The 18,479-nt window shown below is 65.7% G+C and carries 18 protein-coding genes; 5 read left to right on the forward strand and 13 right to left on the reverse strand.

Features of this window, described 5'->3' with window-relative positions:
- Positions 1 to 212 precede the first annotated feature (212 nt).
- From QM672_RS26990 to QM672_RS27000, 3 genes are all read right to left on the reverse strand, one after another.
- Positions 213 to 719: a hypothetical protein gene (locus tag QM672_RS26990; protein ID WP_415086331.1), complete on the reverse strand. Its 507-nt coding sequence runs from the start codon at positions 717 to 719 to the stop codon at positions 213 to 215.
- 128 nt (positions 720 to 847) lie between these two features.
- Complete coding sequence (locus QM672_RS26995) at positions 848 to 1,252, reverse strand: hypothetical protein (protein ID WP_415086333.1); 405 nt, start codon at positions 1,250 to 1,252, stop codon at positions 848 to 850.
- A 53-nt stretch (positions 1,253 to 1,305) separates the two neighbouring features.
- Positions 1,306 to 1,473, reverse strand: coding sequence for a hypothetical protein (locus tag QM672_RS27000; protein ID WP_311944085.1), 168 nt, complete (start codon positions 1,471 to 1,473; stop codon positions 1,306 to 1,308).
- A gap of 274 nt (positions 1,474 to 1,747) precedes the next feature.
- Here QM672_RS27000 and QM672_RS27005 point away from each other — a divergent pair, with 274 nt between their 5' ends.
- The 3 genes from QM672_RS27005 to QM672_RS27015 all read left to right on the forward strand — a co-directional run bounded on the left by QM672_RS27005 (position 1,748) and on the right by QM672_RS27015 (position 3,451).
- The gene (locus tag QM672_RS27005) at positions 1,748 to 2,491 is read left to right on the forward strand and encodes an XRE family transcriptional regulator (RefSeq protein ID WP_415086335.1); all 744 of its coding nucleotides are present in this window, start codon (positions 1,748 to 1,750) and stop codon (positions 2,489 to 2,491) included.
- 110 nt (positions 2,492 to 2,601) lie between these two features.
- Entirely contained in the window at positions 2,602 to 2,934 is a 333-nt protein-coding gene (locus tag QM672_RS27010) for a hypothetical protein (RefSeq protein ID WP_311944086.1), read from the forward strand.
- A 151-nt stretch (positions 2,935 to 3,085) separates the two neighbouring features.
- On the forward strand, positions 3,086 to 3,451 hold the full coding sequence (locus tag QM672_RS27015; RefSeq protein WP_367626874.1) for a hypothetical protein: 366 nt from the start codon (positions 3,086 to 3,088) through the stop codon (positions 3,449 to 3,451).
- A gap of 66 nt (positions 3,452 to 3,517) precedes the next feature.
- Here QM672_RS27015 and QM672_RS27020 read toward each other — a convergent pair whose 3' ends face one another.
- Positions 3,518 to 4,159 (reverse strand): YceH family protein, encoded by a 642-nt coding sequence (locus tag QM672_RS27020; protein WP_394312482.1) that lies wholly within the window; start codon positions 4,157 to 4,159, stop codon positions 3,518 to 3,520.
- A 182-nt stretch (positions 4,160 to 4,341) separates the two neighbouring features.
- Between QM672_RS27020 and gmd the strand changes: the two genes are divergently transcribed.
- Positions 4,342 to 5,418 (forward strand): GDP-mannose 4,6-dehydratase, encoded by a 1,077-nt coding sequence (gene gmd / locus QM672_RS27025; RefSeq protein ID WP_311944092.1) that lies wholly within the window; start codon positions 4,342 to 4,344, stop codon positions 5,416 to 5,418.
- Here gmd and QM672_RS27030 read toward each other — a convergent pair.
- The 8 genes from QM672_RS27030 to QM672_RS27065 form a co-directional block, all read right to left on the reverse strand.
- On the reverse strand, positions 5,415 to 6,365 hold the full coding sequence (locus QM672_RS27030; protein WP_415086339.1) for a GDP-L-fucose synthase family protein: 951 nt from the start codon (positions 6,363 to 6,365) through the stop codon (positions 5,415 to 5,417). The genes gmd and QM672_RS27030 overlap by 4 nt on opposite strands.
- 78 nt (positions 6,366 to 6,443) lie before the next feature.
- Entirely contained in the window at positions 6,444 to 8,807 is a 2,364-nt protein-coding gene (locus QM672_RS27035; RefSeq protein WP_415086341.1) for a TRAP transporter permease, read from the reverse strand.
- Between the two features lie 126 nt (positions 8,808 to 8,933).
- Positions 8,934 to 9,917: a TAXI family TRAP transporter solute-binding subunit gene (locus QM672_RS27040; RefSeq protein WP_415086343.1), complete on the reverse strand. Its 984-nt coding sequence runs from the start codon at positions 9,915 to 9,917 to the stop codon at positions 8,934 to 8,936.
- 149 nt (positions 9,918 to 10,066) lie between these two features.
- Positions 10,067 to 10,810, reverse strand: coding sequence for a glycosyltransferase family 2 protein (locus tag QM672_RS27045; protein ID WP_415086345.1), 744 nt, complete (start codon positions 10,808 to 10,810; stop codon positions 10,067 to 10,069).
- 171 nt (positions 10,811 to 10,981) lie between these two features.
- Positions 10,982 to 11,746, reverse strand: coding sequence for a lytic transglycosylase domain-containing protein (locus QM672_RS27050; RefSeq protein ID WP_311944101.1), 765 nt, complete (start codon positions 11,744 to 11,746; stop codon positions 10,982 to 10,984).
- Positions 11,747 to 11,766: 20 nt separating this feature from the next.
- Positions 11,767 to 13,302: an aldehyde dehydrogenase family protein gene (locus QM672_RS27055; protein WP_415086347.1), complete on the reverse strand. Its 1,536-nt coding sequence runs from the start codon at positions 13,300 to 13,302 to the stop codon at positions 11,767 to 11,769.
- An 86-nt stretch (positions 13,303 to 13,388) separates the two neighbouring features.
- The gene (locus QM672_RS27060) at positions 13,389 to 14,240 is read right to left on the reverse strand and encodes a YwqG family protein (protein WP_311944103.1); all 852 of its coding nucleotides are present in this window, start codon (positions 14,238 to 14,240) and stop codon (positions 13,389 to 13,391) included.
- A 136-nt stretch (positions 14,241 to 14,376) separates the two neighbouring features.
- On the reverse strand, positions 14,377 to 15,240 hold the full coding sequence (locus tag QM672_RS27065) for a helix-turn-helix transcriptional regulator (RefSeq protein ID WP_415086349.1): 864 nt from the start codon (positions 15,238 to 15,240) through the stop codon (positions 14,377 to 14,379).
- Positions 15,241 to 15,332: 92 nt separating this feature from the next.
- Here QM672_RS27065 and QM672_RS27070 point away from each other — a divergent pair, with 92 nt between their 5' ends.
- Positions 15,333 to 16,226, forward strand: a complete 894-nt coding sequence (locus QM672_RS27070; protein ID WP_367626863.1) for an SDR family oxidoreductase — start codon at positions 15,333 to 15,335, stop codon at positions 16,224 to 16,226.
- 38 nt (positions 16,227 to 16,264) lie between these two features.
- On the opposite strand, the gene QM672_RS27075 is transcribed toward QM672_RS27070, so the two are convergent.
- Positions 16,265 to 18,439, reverse strand: coding sequence for a primosomal protein N' (locus QM672_RS27075; RefSeq protein WP_415086352.1), 2,175 nt, complete (start codon positions 18,437 to 18,439; stop codon positions 16,265 to 16,267).
- Between the last annotated feature and the right edge of the window lie 40 nt (positions 18,440 to 18,479).

Consider the following 18,479-nt stretch of genomic DNA (forward strand, 5'->3'; position numbering starts at 1 on the left):
GCGGAGGGAAAGGGGATTTAGGACTGAGGGCTGTCCTTTTGCGCCTGGATCCCCTTCCCGAGCCTTCGGCCCGCCGGGGATGACAGGTCAGGCCTCGATGCCGTTGGCATCAGCAGAACGCTGCGGTAGGAGCGGGCATGAAAAAAGCGCCTGGACCTTTCGGTGGGGCGCTTTTTCTCAGGATCTTAATTTGCCATATCGGGTAATTGCCGTCAACCCCATAGTCGGCAAAGAATATTCAATCCGCAGCGCAAATCACCGAGCTCGGCATGCTGATCCTGCAGGATGCAGGCCTTGAGTGCCTTGAGATAGCGCTTGCCATCGGGCGCGTCGTTGAGGGCGGTGAACATGTCCTCGTAGCGCCGGCGCGCCTTGGCGATAGCCTCGGCATCGCCGGCTTCCTCGCCATGGCCGCCACCGCCCAGCATCAGCATGTCGAGCGAGCGCGGGTTGGGCGAGGCAAAGCCCATGACCTTGGCATAGCGGATCACGGCAATGGCAAAGCGGCAGCCTGCCTCATATTGCCGGGCATTGATCTCCTGCTGCAGGCAGAGGCGCCCGAACACCGAGCCGGCAAGCTGGCTGCGCGCGTCCCCGGGCCGGACGCCCATGCGGATGCGATTCCTTGTGGCCGTGGCGGTGATTTCGGCGACGCTCTCGCGCTGGAGCCGGCCCGAAGGTTCGCGTTGGCGGATCTTCAAGAAGGGAGAGGGGCGCATCTCAGGCGGCCTCCTGGCTAGGGGAGAAAGGAGAAGGGTGCAAATAGCGGTGCAAGCCAGGCGCTCTGGGGTGGAATTACCGAGCCGGCTTGTGATTGGGCGGGGCACTTTGAACCCGTTTCCAGTTTTTAGTGTTCGAGCTGACCGGCACACATCTCGGCGGGCGAACCGGTGGGAGAGAAGTCGAGGAAGCGCCAACTATCGAGAGGCAGCGCCGTCTCCGGCCGCAGGACGTAGCTTTCCCAACGCTTGTCGAAGCCATGCTCGCGCCGGATATCGTTGAGATGCTGCAGGGTGGCTCGTCGATGCGCTTGCGCCTGGCGATCCTGCTCGGCCGTTTCCTCGCTCTCGCCGCCTTCGACCTGATTCTGGGATGGGCCGAGCTGGGCGAGGAGGGCTGTTACGGCCCGATGGTTGCGGCCGAGGGCCCGGGCGATCTGGCGCAGATTGGCACCCTTGGCACGCAGGGCGCGTGCGGTTTCGAGCTGATCCGCCGCACGATAGTGCCGGGGCTTGCTGTTCGGCATCGCCATGTCGATCTCCGATGAGAGGGGCTGGGAGGAAAACGAGCCGGAAGGACGGGCGCTCATCGCAGCCAGGCGGTGACGAGGCTGACGATTGCAGCCAGGAGCCCGCCGGAGAGGGCGCACAAAGCGAGGGCAAGGAGGCGGGTGCCGGCATCGTGGCCAGCCTCCGGCCATGCGTCCCCTGCGATGTCGTGACGGGCGAAGCCCGGATCGTCCGGCTGCTGCATGAGGCTGCCTCCTTTTTGTGTCGTCAGGCCATGAGCCGTCACGGCGCCGCGGCCTGCCTCCGGACTTCCGGAGGCGTCGTGGGGCGCGCAAAGCGCTTGCCTGATTTGTTTTTTCGTATGGCCTACCGGGAGACGCTGGCCCCCGATGCGAATGGCGCTGGGGGAACGTGTACTGGCTATGAACTGAATGTACCCATTATGGGTTCATTAAGCAAGAGGAATGTTCCCAAAAATAATTCTGGTCAAGACGGGATTTCTGGGGCAATGTACCCGTATGGGGAACAATCTCAAAGCGTTGCGCACCGCCAAGGGCCTGTCGCAGCAAGCGCTGGCCGAGGCAATGGGGACAAAGAGGTCCCAGCTCGTGAAGCTGGAGCGGGGCGAGCGGCGCCTGTCGGACATATGGATCGTGCGGGCCGCCGCGGCGCTGAAGGTCGATCCCGGCGATCTGATGTCGAATCGTCTGCAGCTTGCCTCCTTCGATCCCGACGAGCACCAACCCGACGGCTTCTTCGAACCGGAGGCGCCCGAGGCGCTCGATCCCGATGCGCCGCCGCGCATTCCCGGCAATGGCATCGTCGAGATCGATGCCCGTGCCGGCATGGGCGGTGGCGGGCAGGTGGCGCACGCCTATTACCGCGACGGCGATAAGGTCGAGACTCGGGATGCGGTGAAACCCGATGCCTGGGTGTTTCCGCCCTGGTTCCTGCGCGGCATCGGCGCCAAGCCGGGGGAACTGCTGATCATCGAGGCCAAGGGCGATTCCATGCGCCCGACGATTGCGCCGGGAACGCCGCTGATCATCGATACCCGCCATCGCATTCCCTCGCCCGACGGCATCTATGCCATTCGCGATCGCTGGGGCGACATCCAGGCCAAGCGTATCGAGACCTCCAAGATCCTCGGCGATAACACCATCCGGGTGATCAGCGACAATGGCGGCCATGTCCAGATCGCCCGTAGCGAGGACGAGCTGCAGATCGTCGGCAAGGTCGTCGCCGGCTGGCATTTTTTCTGATTTGGTTCCGGCTTCTGATTTGGTCCCAGTCTGGCTTGACAAAATGTACCCATATTGGGAGCATTGTTCCCATAAGCCACGGGATTTGCCCGTGATGGGAGCTGTCAGCCATGCCCGACTATACCCTGGCCTTCGAGGAGCTTCATCTCGTTCAGATCGGCGGCCTGCTGGCCGGACCCCTCGATGGCGCCGCTCACGTCTGCTTTGGTCTTTCCCGCACCGCAATGCGCTTCGACAGCGTGAAGCTCAATGTCTGGAACCGGCAGGAGCGCAAGGCGTCTTTCACGACGCTGAGGGAGGGCGATCCCTGGTTTGACGAAATCTGCAACGCCCTCGTCGTCGATGCCGTCTATGGCGCCCTGATCGCCGATGCCGTGGAAGGGCACTGGCGCCAGAAGCCCAGTGCCTATGACCGCGCCCGTGATCGCCGGGAGGCGGCGTGAAGACGGCGCAGGCGAAGCCAATACCGAGGGAAGAGGCGATTTCCAATCGAACGGTCTATCGACTTTTTCGGAAAATGCGCCAGGGTTGGACTTTCGTGTGAGGGGCGCAGCGCCAAAGCCCTACGTCTGATCCTGAAGGGGCCGCGCGCGGATGTATTGCTATCTGACCATTCGTCCGCCTTCTCCGGCTTGCGCACCGTCGGACACGCGGCGGCTGGTCGCATTCCTGCAAACCTTGCCGGATTTGCGACAAAAACATCCTGTGTCGTTCGGCCATGCGCCCGGAAAGCCCTGGGTTGACCTGACGATCGTCAAGACGACTGATTCCGGTGAGTGGGCCAGCAACGGCGAGTTCATTCCGTTCTTCGATCGCGTGGTGCTGGTCGGCACCGAGAGCCCGCCCTGCTTTGGCTGGTATTCGGACCTTGCCACACGGATCGCCGAATTTCTCGGCTGGGAAGCGATGGAAGATGGCGAGAACCAGCTGATTCATCCGAAGAGGGACTATCCGGAGTGAATCTGCGTCTGTTGGCCCTGCCAATACAATCGTGATGGCATCACCGCCGGCAACCACGTCCCGAAACTAGGCTCCTACGGCGTCGAGCCGTGCCTTGAGGTCTGCAACCTGCTCTTCCAGCGTGCGCACGCGCTCCTCAAGCTCGGCAATGGCCGATGGGGATGCCGCCGCGGCGCGCGGTGCCGGGGCGGCGATCATGGAGACCTCGACATCGCCCGAAAGCAGATGCGCGAAGCGGTCCTCGCGCTGCCCCGGCGCGCGGCCGATCTCCTTGACCAGCGGCGGGCGGGCGCTGGCGAGCAGATCGAGCTCCTGCCTGATCTCGTCGGCCGAGCCGAAGCTCGCCATGCGGTCGGTCCGGGTCTGCAATTCGTTCAGCGTCTGCGGGCCGCGCAGCAACATCACCGCCAGCAGGGCCGATTGCTGCTTGGTCAGGTTGAAGCGCTGGCCGGCGAGATGCTCGTAGCGCTCGACGCGCGAGCCGAAGGCGCGGCGCACCAGTCCCTGCTGTTCCAGTGTCGCAAGCGTATGCCCGATCTCCCCCGCCTCCAGGGCCATCACCGGCTCGCGCGACGTCTTCTGGTTGGCTGCAGCCTGCAGCGCGTTGAGCGTCAGCGGATAGGCGTCCGGCGTCAGCAGCTGCTTTTCGATCAGGCAGCCGAAGATGCGGGCTTCCATGGCATTGAGAAAGGGCGGTTCCTGGGACATGGGAAAAGCGGCCTGTTTGCGCAAGGAGGATCAGATTCGAGTGCTACCCGCTCACCGGCCATAACTCAACTGGCCGGCAGGCATTCCTTCATCGGCTTGCGGGGGGCTACGCTCTGATCCATACCGGACGCATGAGATGGCTGCCTCTGCGACGGGTGCAAGGCCGACAAGGGGAGGGCAGCATGAACGGCAAGACGGCGCTTATCACCGGCATGACGGGACAGGACGGTTATTACCTCACCAGGCTGCTGCTGGAGAAAGGCTACCAGGTCCACGGCATCAAGCGGCCATCTTCCTCCTTCAATACGGCGCGGCTCGACGCGATCTACCAGGATCCTCATGTGGAAGGACGGCGCCTGCATATCCACTATGCCGACATGCAGGATGGGCAGAGCCTGGTGCGGGTCATCGATGCGGTGCAGCCCGACGAGATCTACAATCTGGCGGCGCAGAGCCATGTACGCGTCAGCTTCGATATGCCCGAATATACCGCCGACATCGACGCCATCGGCGCGCTGCGCCTGCTGCAGGCCATCCGCACCCTCAAGCTGGAAGGGCGCTGCCGTTTCTACCAGGCTTCCACTTCCGAGCTCTATGGCGGCCAGAGTGACCGGCCGCAGGACGAGAGCTCACCCTTCAATCCGCGCAGTCCCTATGCCATCGCCAAGCTCTATGCCCATTGGACCACGGTGAACCACAGAGAGGCCTATGGCCTGCACGCCTCCAACGGCATCCTGTTCAACCATGAAAGCCCGGTGCGCGGCGAGACCTTCGTCAGCCGCAAGATCACCCGGGCGGTGGCGGCCATCGAGGCCGGCCGGCAGGACAGGCTCTATCTCGGCAACCTCGGAGCCCGGCGCGACTGGGGCCATGCCCGCGACTATGTGGAGGGAATGTGGCGCATGCTGCAGCAGGACCAGCCCGGTGACTATGTGTTGGCGACGGGCCGGGTCCATTCGGTGCGCGATTTCGTCGAACGGGCCTTCGCCCATGTCGGGCGTTCACTCGACTGGGTTGGCGAGGGTATTGCGGAGAGGGGGCTCGACCGGGCCAGCGGACGCGAACTCGTCACCATTGACCCGCGTTATTTCCGGCCAACCGAGGTCGATTGTCTCATCGGCAATGCCGCCAAGGCACATGCCGTGCTGGGGTGGCGCCATCACACTACCTTCGAGGCGCTGGTGACGGAGATGATGACTGCCGATATCGAGACCGAGCGCGGCAACAAGCTGGATGAAGGCGGAGGTCGAGAAAGTTAGGATCCGGCAGATTTGATCCTGTCTTCATGGGCAAGATACCAGGCATAGGTCCGGGCCAGGCCATCCTCGAGTCCGATTCGCGGGCGCCAGCCGAGTGCAGTGATGCGCGAGGAATCCATCAGCTTGCGCGGCGTGCCGTCCGGCTTGCTGCGATCATGCGTGGTGGTGCCGGCATAGCCGACGACGCGCTTCACGGCCTCCAGCAGTTCCAGGATGGTGATGTCCTCGCCAGCCCCGATATTGATCGGCCTTTCATCCGAGTAGTCCCCGGCGAGGCGCACCAAAGCGTCGGCACAGTCGTCGACATGCAGGAATTCGCGCCGAGGCGTGCCGCTGCCCCAGATCTCGATCGCGGGCGCTTGGCGCAATTTGGCTTCGTGCACTCGCCGGATGAGGGCGGCGAGGACATGACTCGACGCCAGGTCGAAATTGTCGTGCGGGCCATAGAGATTGCAGGGCATGGCGGCGATGAAGTCGCAGCCTTGCTGGCGCCGATAGGCCTGCACCAGCTTGAGGCCGGCGATCTTGGCGATCGCATACCACTCATTGGTCGGCTCGAGCGGGCCTGACAGCAACTGATCCTCGCCGATCGGCTGGGCGGCATCGCGTGGATAGATACAGCTCGAGCCGAGCATGACAAGCTTGCTCACGCCGGCGCGGGCGGCCGCATGCACCACATTGGCCTCGATGGCGAGATTGTCGTAGAGGAAATCGGCCGGAAAGCTGGCATTGGCCAGGATGCCCCCCACCTTGGCGGCGGCGAGGAAGATCACTTCGGGGCGCATCCGCTCGATCCAGGCTTCGGTATCGGCCTGCCGCCGGAGGTCGAGCTCGGCCCTGCCCGCCGTCAGCAGCGTGCAGTCTTCGCCCTGGAGCCGCCGCATCAGGGCGGCGCCGACCATGCCGCGATGGCCGGCAATCCAGACCCTTTTGCCCTGCAGCGACATCGTGGGCCTCCATCCTGGTTCTGTCTTCGTCCTCCTATAGCAGGCCTGCGCTACCTAGACCCGTCGCAAGACCGGATTTCATGCCTCCTTTTCGCCGAGCGTCGGGCGCACGCGCAGCCAGTGCAGCAGCAGGGCCACCCCGAGGAAGGCGGTTCCGCCGAGATCGGCCCAGGCGTCGGCGGCCAGCAGCAGGGCGCCGCCAATGGTTGCCAGGATCCGTTCGAGCGCATTGGCATGGCGCAGCGCATAGCCGGTGGCGCCCATGGCGAGCCCGACCAGGGCGAGGCAGGAGGTGGCCGTGGTCAGCAGCACCTGCAGCCATTCGCCGAGATCGGCGGGCCAGCCGCCGCCCGGGGCCAGCATCAGCAGGCGCAGGCCGTCCGGTGTCAAACAGAACATGAAGGGCACCAGGAAGGCCGGCAGCGTGTATTTCCAGGCCTGGATCATGGTGCGGAACGGCGTGCCGCCGGTGATTGCCGCCGCAGCAAAGGGGGCGAGCGCCGTGGGCGGGGAGACGTCTGCCAGCACGGCGTAATAGAACATGAACATGTGGGCGGCCGGTTCCGGCACGCCGACGCCAGTCAGCGCCGGCACCAGCATCACCGCGGCGATGATGTAGCTCGCCGTCACCGGCACGGCGGTGCCGAGGATCCACATGGCGATGGCGGCGAGGATGATCACCACCACCCGCTCGCCGCCACCGAGCGTGACGATGATCGAGGAGATGGTCAGGCCGAGGCCGGTGAGGTTGACGACGGAGACGATGATGCCGGCGCAGGCGCAGATCGAGGCGATGCCGAGCACCGAGCGCGAGCCATCGATCAAGGCCTCGATCATGCGTGTCGCTGCGGGATCGGGCGTACGCCCGGCGCGCAGGGCCAGCCAGGCTTCGAGGCCGGAGGCGAGCGTGGCCGCCGCCATGCCCCAGAACACGCAGACCGAGATGCGCCCGTCGAAGAGATTGACCAGGCCGATCTGCGCCGACAGGCCGGATTTGCCGAAGCCATAGGCAGCGAGGCCCGCGACCACGCCGATGGCGAAGGCGCGCGGGGTCACCAGGCGGGAATGGCCGCGGATCATCGACAGGCCGAAGGCGATGGCGATCGACCAGAACACCGCCAGGAAGGAGGTGAAGCCGAGGATGAGGAAGACGGCGATCGCGCCGAGCGAGAGGAAGTGGTAGCCCTCGCTCACCGTCAGCTGCCAGAGCGAGGCGTCGGAGGTCTTTACCGGCGTGACCTTGAGGCGGCGGGCATCGGCCTCCGTCATCAGCCAGCAGGAAAGGTAATAGAGCAGGGTCGGGATGGTGGCGTAGATCAGGATGTCGAGATAGTCGACATTGAGATACTCGGCGATGATGAACGCGGCTGCCCCCAATGTCGGCGGCGATAGCGTGGCGCCGATGCCGGCTGCCGAGAGCATGCCGCCGGCAACGTTGGGTGTGTAGCCCGAGCGCCGCAGCATCGGCCAGGCGAGCGAGGCGATGGTCACGGTGGTGGCGACGCCCGAGCCCGACACCGTGCCGAGCAGGAAGCCCGAGGTCACCACGGCGCGGCCGGGTGCGGAGGGCGAGGGCGTCTTGCCGAACAGGGCGAAGGCCCAGTCGATGAAGAACTTGCCGGCCCCGCCGCGCTCCAGCACCGCGCCATAGATGGTGAACAGGATGATGAAGGTGGCGGCGACGTCGAGCGGCGTCGAGAACAGGCCTTCCAGCGTCAGGGCGTTCTGGCCGATGATGCGCTGCAGGGAGAAGCCGCGATGGTCGAAAGGCTCGGGGATATAGGGCCCGAAATAGCAATAGAACAGGAAGATGATGGCGATCGCTGGCAGGATCCAGCCGACGGTGCGGCGGGTCGCCTCCAGCACCAGGAGGATCAGGGCGCCGCCGAGCACCAGTTCCTCCGGTGTCGGGCGGGTGGGCCGGGCCTTGTAATCCTCGATGGTCAGGCAGAGCACCAGGGCTGTGCCGATGCAGAGTGCGACCAGGATCCAATCGAGCACGCGGGTGGTGATCAGGAGCCGGCTGCGCGTCGCCAACGGCATCAAGGCGAAGGTGAGGCCCACCACCACGAGCTGCAATGCCGCTGGCAGGCTGCGGGCGAAGATGCCGCTCTGCAGCGCCAAGGCGAGGCAGGCGAGGGCGCCGATCAGCCCGGCCAGCCATTCCTCGATCGAGGCGGCGCGCGGCGTGCGGTCGCGTATCAGCGGGAACAGAGCGAAGACCAGGGCCAGCACGATGGCCAGGAAGCTGACGCGATAGATCGTGGTGTTGACGGCGAACTGCGTCCAATAGAGCACATAGGCCGAGAGGCCAAACAGGCACAGGCCGGTCACCCGCCCGAGCCAGCCGGACAGATGTGCCGCCGGCCCGCCCTCATTGTCGGAAGCGAGCTGCTCGAATTCCTCTTCGGTCAGCTCGACCCTGGTTTCGGTTTCACGCATGGGGCCAATCTGATTTGCTAACCTGCATAGGAGATCTTCCTGGAACGGCAGGCTTCCAACCGGTTCTCGCAGCCGCTGGGTCCCCAGGACGGAAAGAGCCGGCAAGGATGCCGGCGATCCCAGGGGTCACTTCAGCACGCCCTTGGCCTTGTAATAGGCCTCCGCCGCCGGATGGAAGGGCACGGCCGTCTTGGTCGCGGCCGTGGCGAGCGAGAGCTTGCGGGCTTCGGGATGGACCTTGTGGATCTCATCGAGATTGTTGAACAAGCCATCCAGCATGGTTGTGATCAGGCTGTCCTCGGCCTTGGCCGAGACGATCAGCACATTGGCGATGCCGAGGCCGGCGACGTCGCCGGTCAGGCCGGCATAGGCGTCTTTCTTGAGGAGGAAGGGGCGGTAGAGGCCCGGATATTTCTGCTCGACCACGGCGAGTTCGGCATCGGCCGGGATGAAGGAGATCGGCGGCTGGCTGGTGGTGGCGAGGTCGCGCACTGCCGAGGTCGGTACACCGCCGATCCAGAAGAAGGCGGTGACCTTGCCATCCTTGAGCGCGCCGACCGATTCGGCTACGCCGAGATTGTCGCGCGTCACGTCGGTCTTGGGGTCGAGCCCGGCGGCGGCCAGGATACGGTCGGCAATCGATTCGGTGGAGGAGCCGGCCGAGCCGATGGAAACGCGCTTGCCCTTGAGATCGGCGATACGGCTGATGCCGGCATCCTTGCTCGCCACCACATGCAGGAAGGAGTCGTAGAGTACGGCGAGCACCGCGACATCCTGCTTGCCGTCCTGCTCATAGGCGCCCAGGCCGTTGACCGCGTCATAGGTGGAATCGAGCGTGGAAAAGCCGAGCTCCGCCTCGCCGGCATGCAGCAGCTTGGCATTGTCGACCGAACCGCCGGTGACCTGGGCCGTTGCCTGCAGATTGGGGACCTTTTCAGAGAAGATCTTGGCCAGGCCTCCGCCATAGGGATAAAAAACCCCACCTGTGCCGCCGGTGGCAACCACCATGCGGATACGCTTTTGCGCCAATGCGGGCGCAGAGAAGGCTGTCAAGGCAAGCCCGGCGCCGGCGGAAAGCAGGCCGCGACGGTTGAGGAGCATGGTGGACATGTGGATCTCCCTGGATGCTATTCGTTATGGTTGCAGGAGATCATAGGGAGCAATCGCCGATCTGCAAGCATGCTCCGCCGGCTTGCCGAAACGCTACGGCAATCGGAGAGCTTTTCATGAGAAGAGCGTAGAGCCTCGGTAGATCTGCCTCACGAAGGCCGGCCGCCCTCCCGGGCGATCGATTCGTGATTGCGCAGTACGAGCTGGCTCAAGCCATGCTTGGCGGACAGGCGGGTCAGGTTGGCTTGGCGCGCGGCGAGATTGGCGGCGGCCGAGACGCTGTCGTTCCGGGCGGAAATGCGCACCCGATCGCCCAGCGGGCCGGAGAACGGCACGCCGGCGGCGAACAGGCGCAGATACCAGTCCCAATCCCAGTAGTAGGGCAGCTTGTCGTCGAAAGGGCCGAGATTCTGGTGCAGGCTGCGCGGATAGACGACGCCAGACACCAGCAGGCGATTGTCGCGGCGGATGGCTTCGGCGTCGGCATGAGCCTCGAAGGTGAGTTCGCTGCCGGCGTCGGCGCGATCGCCCTCGGCAACGATGCGGCCGGAGGCATAGAGAAGGCCGCGGCTGTCGGCCTTGGCGAGCACACGCTCGAGATGATCCGGCTCGGCCCACCAGTCGTCGTCGTCCAGGAAGGCGATGCGCCGGCCGCGCGCCGCGGCGACACCGAGATTGCGGGCCGGAACCTGGCCGCTGCCACCGGTCAGCAAGGTGTGGAGGCGATCGACGCCGAGTTCTTCAGCAAGGCGCGCCCCGCTGCCATCGCCGTCATCCACCACGACGAGCTCGAAATCCCGGAAGGATTGAGCCTGCGTCGAGGCCAGCGCCCGCCGCAGGAGGTCGGGGCGGTCCTTGGTGGGGATGATGATGCTGAGTTCAGGCTGGGACATGTCGGATATGGTCAGGCGCTGCTGGAGATCGAAAAGCCTTCCCGCGATGGCATCTTGCGATTTGACGGAGTCATCCAGAATCGAAAAGACGCGTCGAACCAATGAGCTAGAGCAAACAAGCGTTCAGTCATGAACGCGCTTTGCTCTAGGCGGGAAGAGCCTGCTCTCTCCTCAGCGGCCGGGCTTGCCTTTGATCATATGCGGCAGCATGCCCTTGCGCTTGGCCTCGTAATAGTAGCCGCTGGAATAGAGCCGCACCGCGCGGTCCGGACTGCCGCCGGAGACGCGCCAGGCATTGGCGAGATAGGCGGCGCCGTAGGTGAGGTTGGTATCGGCGTCGAACAGACCGGCGGCACCGCCTTGGTAACCCATGCCACGGGCGGTATCGAGGCGCATCTGCATCAGGCCCAGATAGGGGCCGTTGCGTGCGCCAGGATTGAAGCCGCTTTCACGCTTGACCACGCGGCGCAACAGGCTCTCAGGCACGTTGTAGCGGGCGGCGTGCTTGGTGATGAGAGAATCGACATTGCCGATGGGCTTGAGATCCAAAGGCTCGGCTGCTGCTTTCTGCACGGCCACCGGTGCCGCCGTGGGGATGCTGGCGGTCTGGATTTCGGCCTCGTGCGCGGCGGGCGCCGCCGGGCTCGCCTCGGCGATGTCGCGTGGGCGGGCTGGCGGCAGGGGGATGGCGGCGAGCGCGGCTTCGCCGCCTTTCATCGCCTCGAGGGGTGCCGCGGCAACGGAAGTGGCCGCAGCACCGGAACGCTTAGCGCGCTTTTCGAGCTTGGCCTTGGCCTTGAGGACCGGGCCGGGTGCTTCGACCGCCATGGCCTGGGAGGGAGCCTGTTTTGCCTGTGTCTGCGCCTGTGCCAGACCGGGGAGGGTGAGGAAACCGGCTGTCACACAGCCGGCCAGCGCAAATCCAAGGTTTCTCAAGCGTCTCGTCTCCGCCATCCTCAAGGGCTCGTCCCTCCGTCGTCGACATCGAATTTCACGCCCTGCGCCAGCGGCAGGGTCCGGCCGTAATTGATGGCGCTGGTCTGGCGCCGCATATAGGCCTTCCAGGCGTCCGAGCCGCTCTCGCGACCGCCGCCTGTTTCCTTCTCGCCGCCGAAAGCGCCGCCGATCTCGGCGCCCGAAGGGCCCATATTGACATTGGCGATGCCGCAATCGGAACCCTGGGCGGAGACGAAGCGCTCGACCTCGCGCATGTCGGTGGCGAAGATCGAGGAGGACAGGCCCTGCGGCACGCCATTCTGCAATGCGAGAGCCTCGTCGAACTCGCTATATTTCAGCACATAGAGAATCGGAGCGAAGGTTTCGTTAACGACGGGGCCGACCTGCTTCGGCATCTCGACCAGGGCCGGACGGGCGTAATAGGCCTCCTGCGGGCCGGCTTCCGCGACGCGGGCGCCGCCATGCACGGTGCCGCCGGCCTTGCGGGCCTCCTCGAGCGCCTTCTGCATGCCGTCGAAGGCAGCCTTGTCGATCAGGGGACCGACCAGCGCTTCGGTGGTGAGCGGATTGCCGACGCTGATGCCGGCATAGACCTTCTTCAGCTTGCCGACGAGGTCGTCATAGACGCTGTCATGCACGATCAGGCGGCGCAGCGAGGTGCAGCGCTGGCCCGCCGTGCCCATGGCGGCGAAGGCGATGGCGCGCAGGGCGAGATCGAGATCGGCCGAGGGCGTGACGATCGAGGCGTTGTTGCCGCCGAGCTCGAGGATGGATCGGCCGAAACGGCGGGCGACACGCTCGCCGACGATACGGCCCATGGCGGTGGAGCCGGTGGCCGAGACCACGGGAACGCGCGGATCGTCGACCAGAACCTCGCCGACCTCGCGGGCGCCGAGGATGAGGGTGAGCAGGCCGTCCGGCACGCCGCCGAAGCGTGCGGCAGCACGGTTGAAGATGGCTTCCACGGCCAGTGCCGTGAGCGGGGTCTTCTCGGAAGGCTTCCACACCACGCTGTCGCCGCAGACGAAGGCGAGAGCCGCGTTCCAGCTCCACACTGCAACCGGGAAGTTGAAGGCCGAGATCACGCCGACGACGCCAGCCGGGTGCCACTGCTCCATCATGCGATGGTCGCCACGCTCGGTGGCAATGGTGAGGCCATAGAGCTGGCGCGACAGGCCGGTGGCGAAGTCGCAGATGTCGATCATCTCCTGCACTTCGCCCAGGCCCTCGGAGGCGATCTTGCCAACTTCGAGGCTGACCAAGCGGCCGAGCTCGGTCTTGGCGGCACGCAGTTCCTCGCCGAGCAGGCGTACCAGTTCGCCGCGCTGCGGGCCGGGCACCTTGCGCCAGGCTTCGAAAGCGGCCTGTGCCTTGCCGATGGCCGCCTTGGCGTCGGCCGGGCTGTCTTCCTGAACGGCGCCGATGGTCTCGCCGGTGAGGGGGCTGCGAACGGTGCGGGAGCCGCCGGTGAAGCGGCTGGCCGGAACCCCGAGAGCCTCGAGAAGCTGGCGGGTTTCGGCGGCAGGACTGGTCATGATGACTCGCTCAATTCAACGCGATGTGGCGACGCTCATACCTTTTTTGGCGGTCATGGGGAACCCCTGCGACGCCTGGCGGATTCTCAGCTGCTTTCCGCGGCGGCATAGACCCTGGAAAAATCCAGTTTTTCGAGGTCGTTTTCGTGCTGGAGAAATTGCAGATAGCCGGCATCCCAGATGCCGAGGCCGAGGGCCATGCAGGAGTCGATGGTGAGCAGATGACGCCAGCTGCGCGCCGGCGTGAGGTCGAGCTTGGCGCGTTCGCGGGTGTTGTAGAGCCACTTCGGATTGACCTCCCGTACCACATAGGCATCCTCGCGCGGGTCCGAGCCGATGCCGGCGGCGTGGCCGAACAGCTTGCCGAGCATGGGGCTCGCCGTGTTCGGCTCGAGCGACCACATGAAATCCTCGTTGTAGGTGTCGTGCTCGTCCTCGCTCATGTCGCGGGTCACCGCCGCGAAATCCTGCGTGGCCCAGCGCGGGAAGTCGGGGACGGCGACAAATTCGAGGCGGCGCGGCTCGACATCGGCGAACATGTCGTTGGCGAAGGGAATATCGGTGGGCAGCGCGGCCGGATGCAGGGGATCGGCGCCGGTGTGAAGCAGGATGCGGTGTTCGATATTGGTCGCTGGTTCGTCGAGGCCGATGAAGACATAGAGCATGCCGGCTCGCGGCAGTGCGCTGGCAGCGGGCGGAAGCTCGGCTAGGTCGATCTGGAGCGCGAACTCCATGGCTTCCCCCTTGGCCGTGCGAGGCCAGGCGAGCGAGGCCGGCAGGTCCGGCAGGCCCCCGATCCGGCTCTGGCCGATATCTCCGGCTCCGGTCCCCAGCAGGATCGCAATGGCGGGCAACTCATGGGGCAGGATGCGTTCGGCATGGGCGCCGAGGCCGACATTTTCGAGCAATTGGCGGGGAGAGGGGACGGGATCGGGCATGGGAACTCGCGAAGCTCGCTGCGGTTGGCAACCCTCATACTGTCTGAGGTCGTCACGAGAAACCTCCACGTGTCCCCCTCTCCCCGGTGGGGAGAGGGGGTGGGGGAGGACACTGGTGAACGCTTGCTCATTTCCCTCACCCCTGCCGCTCTCCCGACCCGGGAGAGGGGCTTGCCAGCCCGTCGAGAAAGGCCTTGATCCTGTCGCGGTCATCAGGCGTCGGGTTGTAGACCAGCATGCTGAGATCGGGCCGGCCATCGACGGCGAAGGACGAATATTCCAGCGTGATCGGGCCGAGCACCGGATGGCGCAGGCGCTTGACGCCGTCGCCATGGGCCCGGACGTCGTTGTCGCGCCACATCGTCTCGAATTCGGGGCTGAGCCGGCAGAGTTCCTCGATGAGGGGCTCCACTTCAGCCGCCGCCCCCGCGCGCGCCGTGTCGGCCCGGAAGGTCGCCACCACGAAGCGGGCCACGCTCTCCCAGTCATATTGGGCGGCGCGCACGTTAGGGTCGAGGAACATGAAGCGCAGGACGTTGCGTTGGTGGGGCGGCAGAGCGCCATAGTCGGTTAGAATCGCTGCGGCGGCCCTGTTCCAGGCCACGATGTCCCAGGTCGCGGTCTTGACCAGGGCCAGGCTCGGATGAAGCGCGTCGAGCACGCGCTGCAGCCGTGGCGTGACGTCCTCGCCCTTGCGGTAGCGTACTTCGGGCGGGCGCCCGAGGCCGATGAGGAAGAGGTGCTCGCGCTCGACTTCGGTCAGCAGCAGGGCGCGGGCGATACGGTCGAGCACGTCGGCCGATGGCGCGCCGCCGCGCCCCTGTTCGAGCCAGGTGTACCAGGTCGGACTGATATTGGCGCGCTGCGCCACTTCTTCCCGGCGCAGGCCGGGTGTGCGCCGGCGCGCCGGCCCGAAGCCGAAGGCGGCCGGGTCGAGCTTGGCGCGGCGATCCCTCAGATAGCTGCCGAGCTTGATTTCCTGCGTGATCTGCCCGTTCATCCTGTTAGTCATTATAATACGATAAGGTCACTACTTTACCAGGATAAACCAAGGGCCAATGCTTGTCTCCTATCTTGCTAGGAGACTTGCTCATGCGCGTATTCGTGACCGGCGCGACCGGATTTGTCGGCTCGGCCGTCGTGAAGGAATTGATCGGGGCGGGCCATCAGGTTCTCGGCCTGGCCCGGTCGGAAGACAAGGCGACGGTTCTGGCTGCGGCGGGCGCCGAAGTTCATCGCGGCTCGCTGGAGGACCTCGACAGCCTGAGGGCCGGCGCTGTCAGCTCGGATGGTGTCATCCACCTCGCCTTCAACCATGATTTCTCGACCTTCGCCGCCAATTGCGAGGATGACCGCCACGTGATCGCGGCGCTCGGCTCGGCACTTGCCGGTTCTGACAGACCCCTGATCGTGACCTCGGGCACCGCCATGGCCAGCACCGTGCCCGGCGAGCTGGCCAAGGAGGACGGCGCCGTGATCAGTTCGAAAGTAATCCCGCGCGCTGCCTCGGAGGAGGCTGCCGCGGCCGTGGCCTCGGAGGGTGGCAACGTCTCGGTCGTACGCCTTCCCCAGGTGCACGATACGGTCAGGCAGGGTCTCGTCACCTATGCCATCGCGGTGGCCCGCGAAAAGGGGGTGTCGGCCTATATCGAGGAGGGCCGGAACCGCTGGTCGGCGGCCCATATCCTCGATGTCGCCCGCCTCTACCGGCTCGCGCTGGAGAAGGCCGAACCGGGTGCGAAATACCATGCGGTGGGGGAGGAAGGCGTGTCGCAGCGGGAAATCGCGGAAGTGATCGGCCGAGGCCTGAAGGTGCCGGTCAGATCCATCCCCCTCGGCGAGGCCGGGACCCATTTCGGCTGGCTCGGCCTGTTTGCCGGGCACGACATGCCGGCTTCCAGCGAGCAGACCCGCAGGAAGCTCGGATGGCAGCCCACCGGCCCCGGTCTGATCGCCGATCTTGAGGCGATGGATTACGCGGTGTGAAGGGCAATTCCCCTCTCCCGACTCGGGAGAGGGGAGCCTTATGCGAAATTCATCGGGTCGATGTCGATGTCCACCGCCAGCTGTCCGCTCACCTTCGGTCCGGCGGCGAGCCAGGCGCGGATATAATCCTGCAGGGCGAAGTCGCGCGGGGCTTGCAAAATCAGGCGCATGCGGTGGCGGCCGCGGATCACCGCGATCGGTGCCTCGGCCGGGCCAAGCACGCGCAGGGCAGCGTCGAAGGGTGCCGATTTGACGAGCTGGCGGGCGAAGCCCTCCGCCTTGCCGCGATCCTCGTCGGAAATGGTGAGGGCGGCCATGCGGCCATAGGGCGGCAGGCCGGCCTTGGCGCGCACGGCGATCTCGCGCGCATAGAAACTCTCCTTGTCGCCCGAAACCAGCGCCTGCATCACCGGATGCGAGGGATCATAGCTCTGTAGCAAAGCGCGGCCGGGGCGCTCGCCGCGCCCGGCCCGACCGGTGACTTGGCCGAGGAGTTGGAAAGTGCGTTCGGCCGCACGCGGATCGCCGGTGCCCAGGCCGAGATCGGCATCGACAACGCCGACCAGCGTCAGAAAAGGGAAATTATGGCCCTTGGCGACGAGCTGCGTGCCGATGACGAGGTTGGCCTCGCCCTTGGCGACGGTGTCGAGCTCCTGGCGCAGGCGCTCGGCGCTACCATGGATGTCGGAGGAGAGGATCACGGTGTGGGCCTCCGGGAAGAGACCTGAGACCTCTTCGGCGATGCGCTCCACGCCGGGGCCGCAAGGGGTGAGCGTGTCTTCGCCCTCGCAGCTCGGGCAATGGCGCGGCACCGGCGCAGTATGCCCGCAATGGTGGCAGACCAGGCTCTTGCGGAAGCGATGCTCCACCAGCCAGGCCGTGCAGTTCGGGCATTGGAAGCGATGCCCGCATTTGCGGCAGAGGGTAAGGGGAGCATAGCCGCGCCGGTTGAGGAAGAGCAGGGCCTGCTCTCCCGCTGTCAGCGTTTCCTTGACCGCCGAGACCAGGCTGGGCGCAATGAATTTGCCGCGCTCGGGCCCACCTTCGCGCATGTCGACGGTAGTGATCGACGGCAGCGCCCGCCCGCCGAAACGCTGGGGCAGGGTGATATGGCCGTAGCGGCCGCGATCGGCATTCACCCTCGATTCGATCGAGGGGGTGGCCGAGGCCAGCACCACCGGCGCATCGATCAGCCGGGCACGCACCACCGCCATGTCGCGGGCATTGTAGCGCGGCCCGTCCTCCTGCTTGTAGGAACCGTCGTGCTCCTCGTCGACGATGATGACCCGCAGGTCGACGAAGGGCAGGAACAGGGCCGAGCGGGCGCCGGCCACCACCGCAACCTCGCCCTTGGCGATGCCGTGCCAGAGCTTCGCCCGCTTGTTGGCCGATATGCCCGAATGCCACTCGGCCGGGCGTACGCCGAAGCGCTCGGCGAAACGGTCGAGGAACTGGTTGGTCAGCGCGATCTCGGGCAGCATGATCAAAGCCTGCCCGCCTTGCCTGACGGCCTCGGCCACCGCCTCGAAATAGACCTCGGTCTTGCCCGAACCGGTGACCCCTTCCAGGAGCATCGCCGAGAAGCGCCGGGCCGCCACGGCCTGGCTCAGACTGGCGGCGGCCAGCGCCTGGGCTTCGTTCAGGCTGGCGCTGCCGAAGGCGAGATCCGGTGTGCCTGCCACCGGTTCCGGTGGAAGGGCCAGGGGCTCGACCGCGCCGGCATCGACCAGACCGTCCACCACGCTCGGTGACACCCCGGTCGCCTCGATCAGCGCGCGCTTTTCATGCACGAAACCATCGGATAGATGGTCGAGCACGCGCCGGCGCGCAGCGGTGAGGCGCTCGGGCTCGTGCTTGCCCAGGCGATAGCCGAGCCTCTGCTTCTCCGGCGGCAATTCCGGCGCGCGCAGCGCCATGCGCATGATCATGCCGCGCGGCGTCAGCGTCCAGTTCGCCACCCATTCGATGAAGCGGCGCATTTCAGCCCCGAGTGGGGGAATTTCGAGGCGCTCCTCCACATATTTCAGCCGGTTGGAGGAGGCAGGCAGCACGCCATCGCCGTCCCAGACCACGCCGACCACCTCGCGCGGGCCGAGCGTGACGCGCACGACATCGCCCGGCATCAGCGTGTTGCCGAAGGGCACGCGGTAGCTGTAGGTGCGCTCCAGAGCCACCGGCAGCAGCACCTCGACGACTTCGCCAGGATTAGCCATGGAGCCCCATGCTCCGGGAGGCTTGCCTCGATGGATTAGG

The organism is Labrys sp. (in: a-proteobacteria) (assembly GCF_047605565.1).
GTDB lineage: Bacteria > Pseudomonadota > Alphaproteobacteria > Rhizobiales > Labraceae > Labrys > Labrys neptuniae.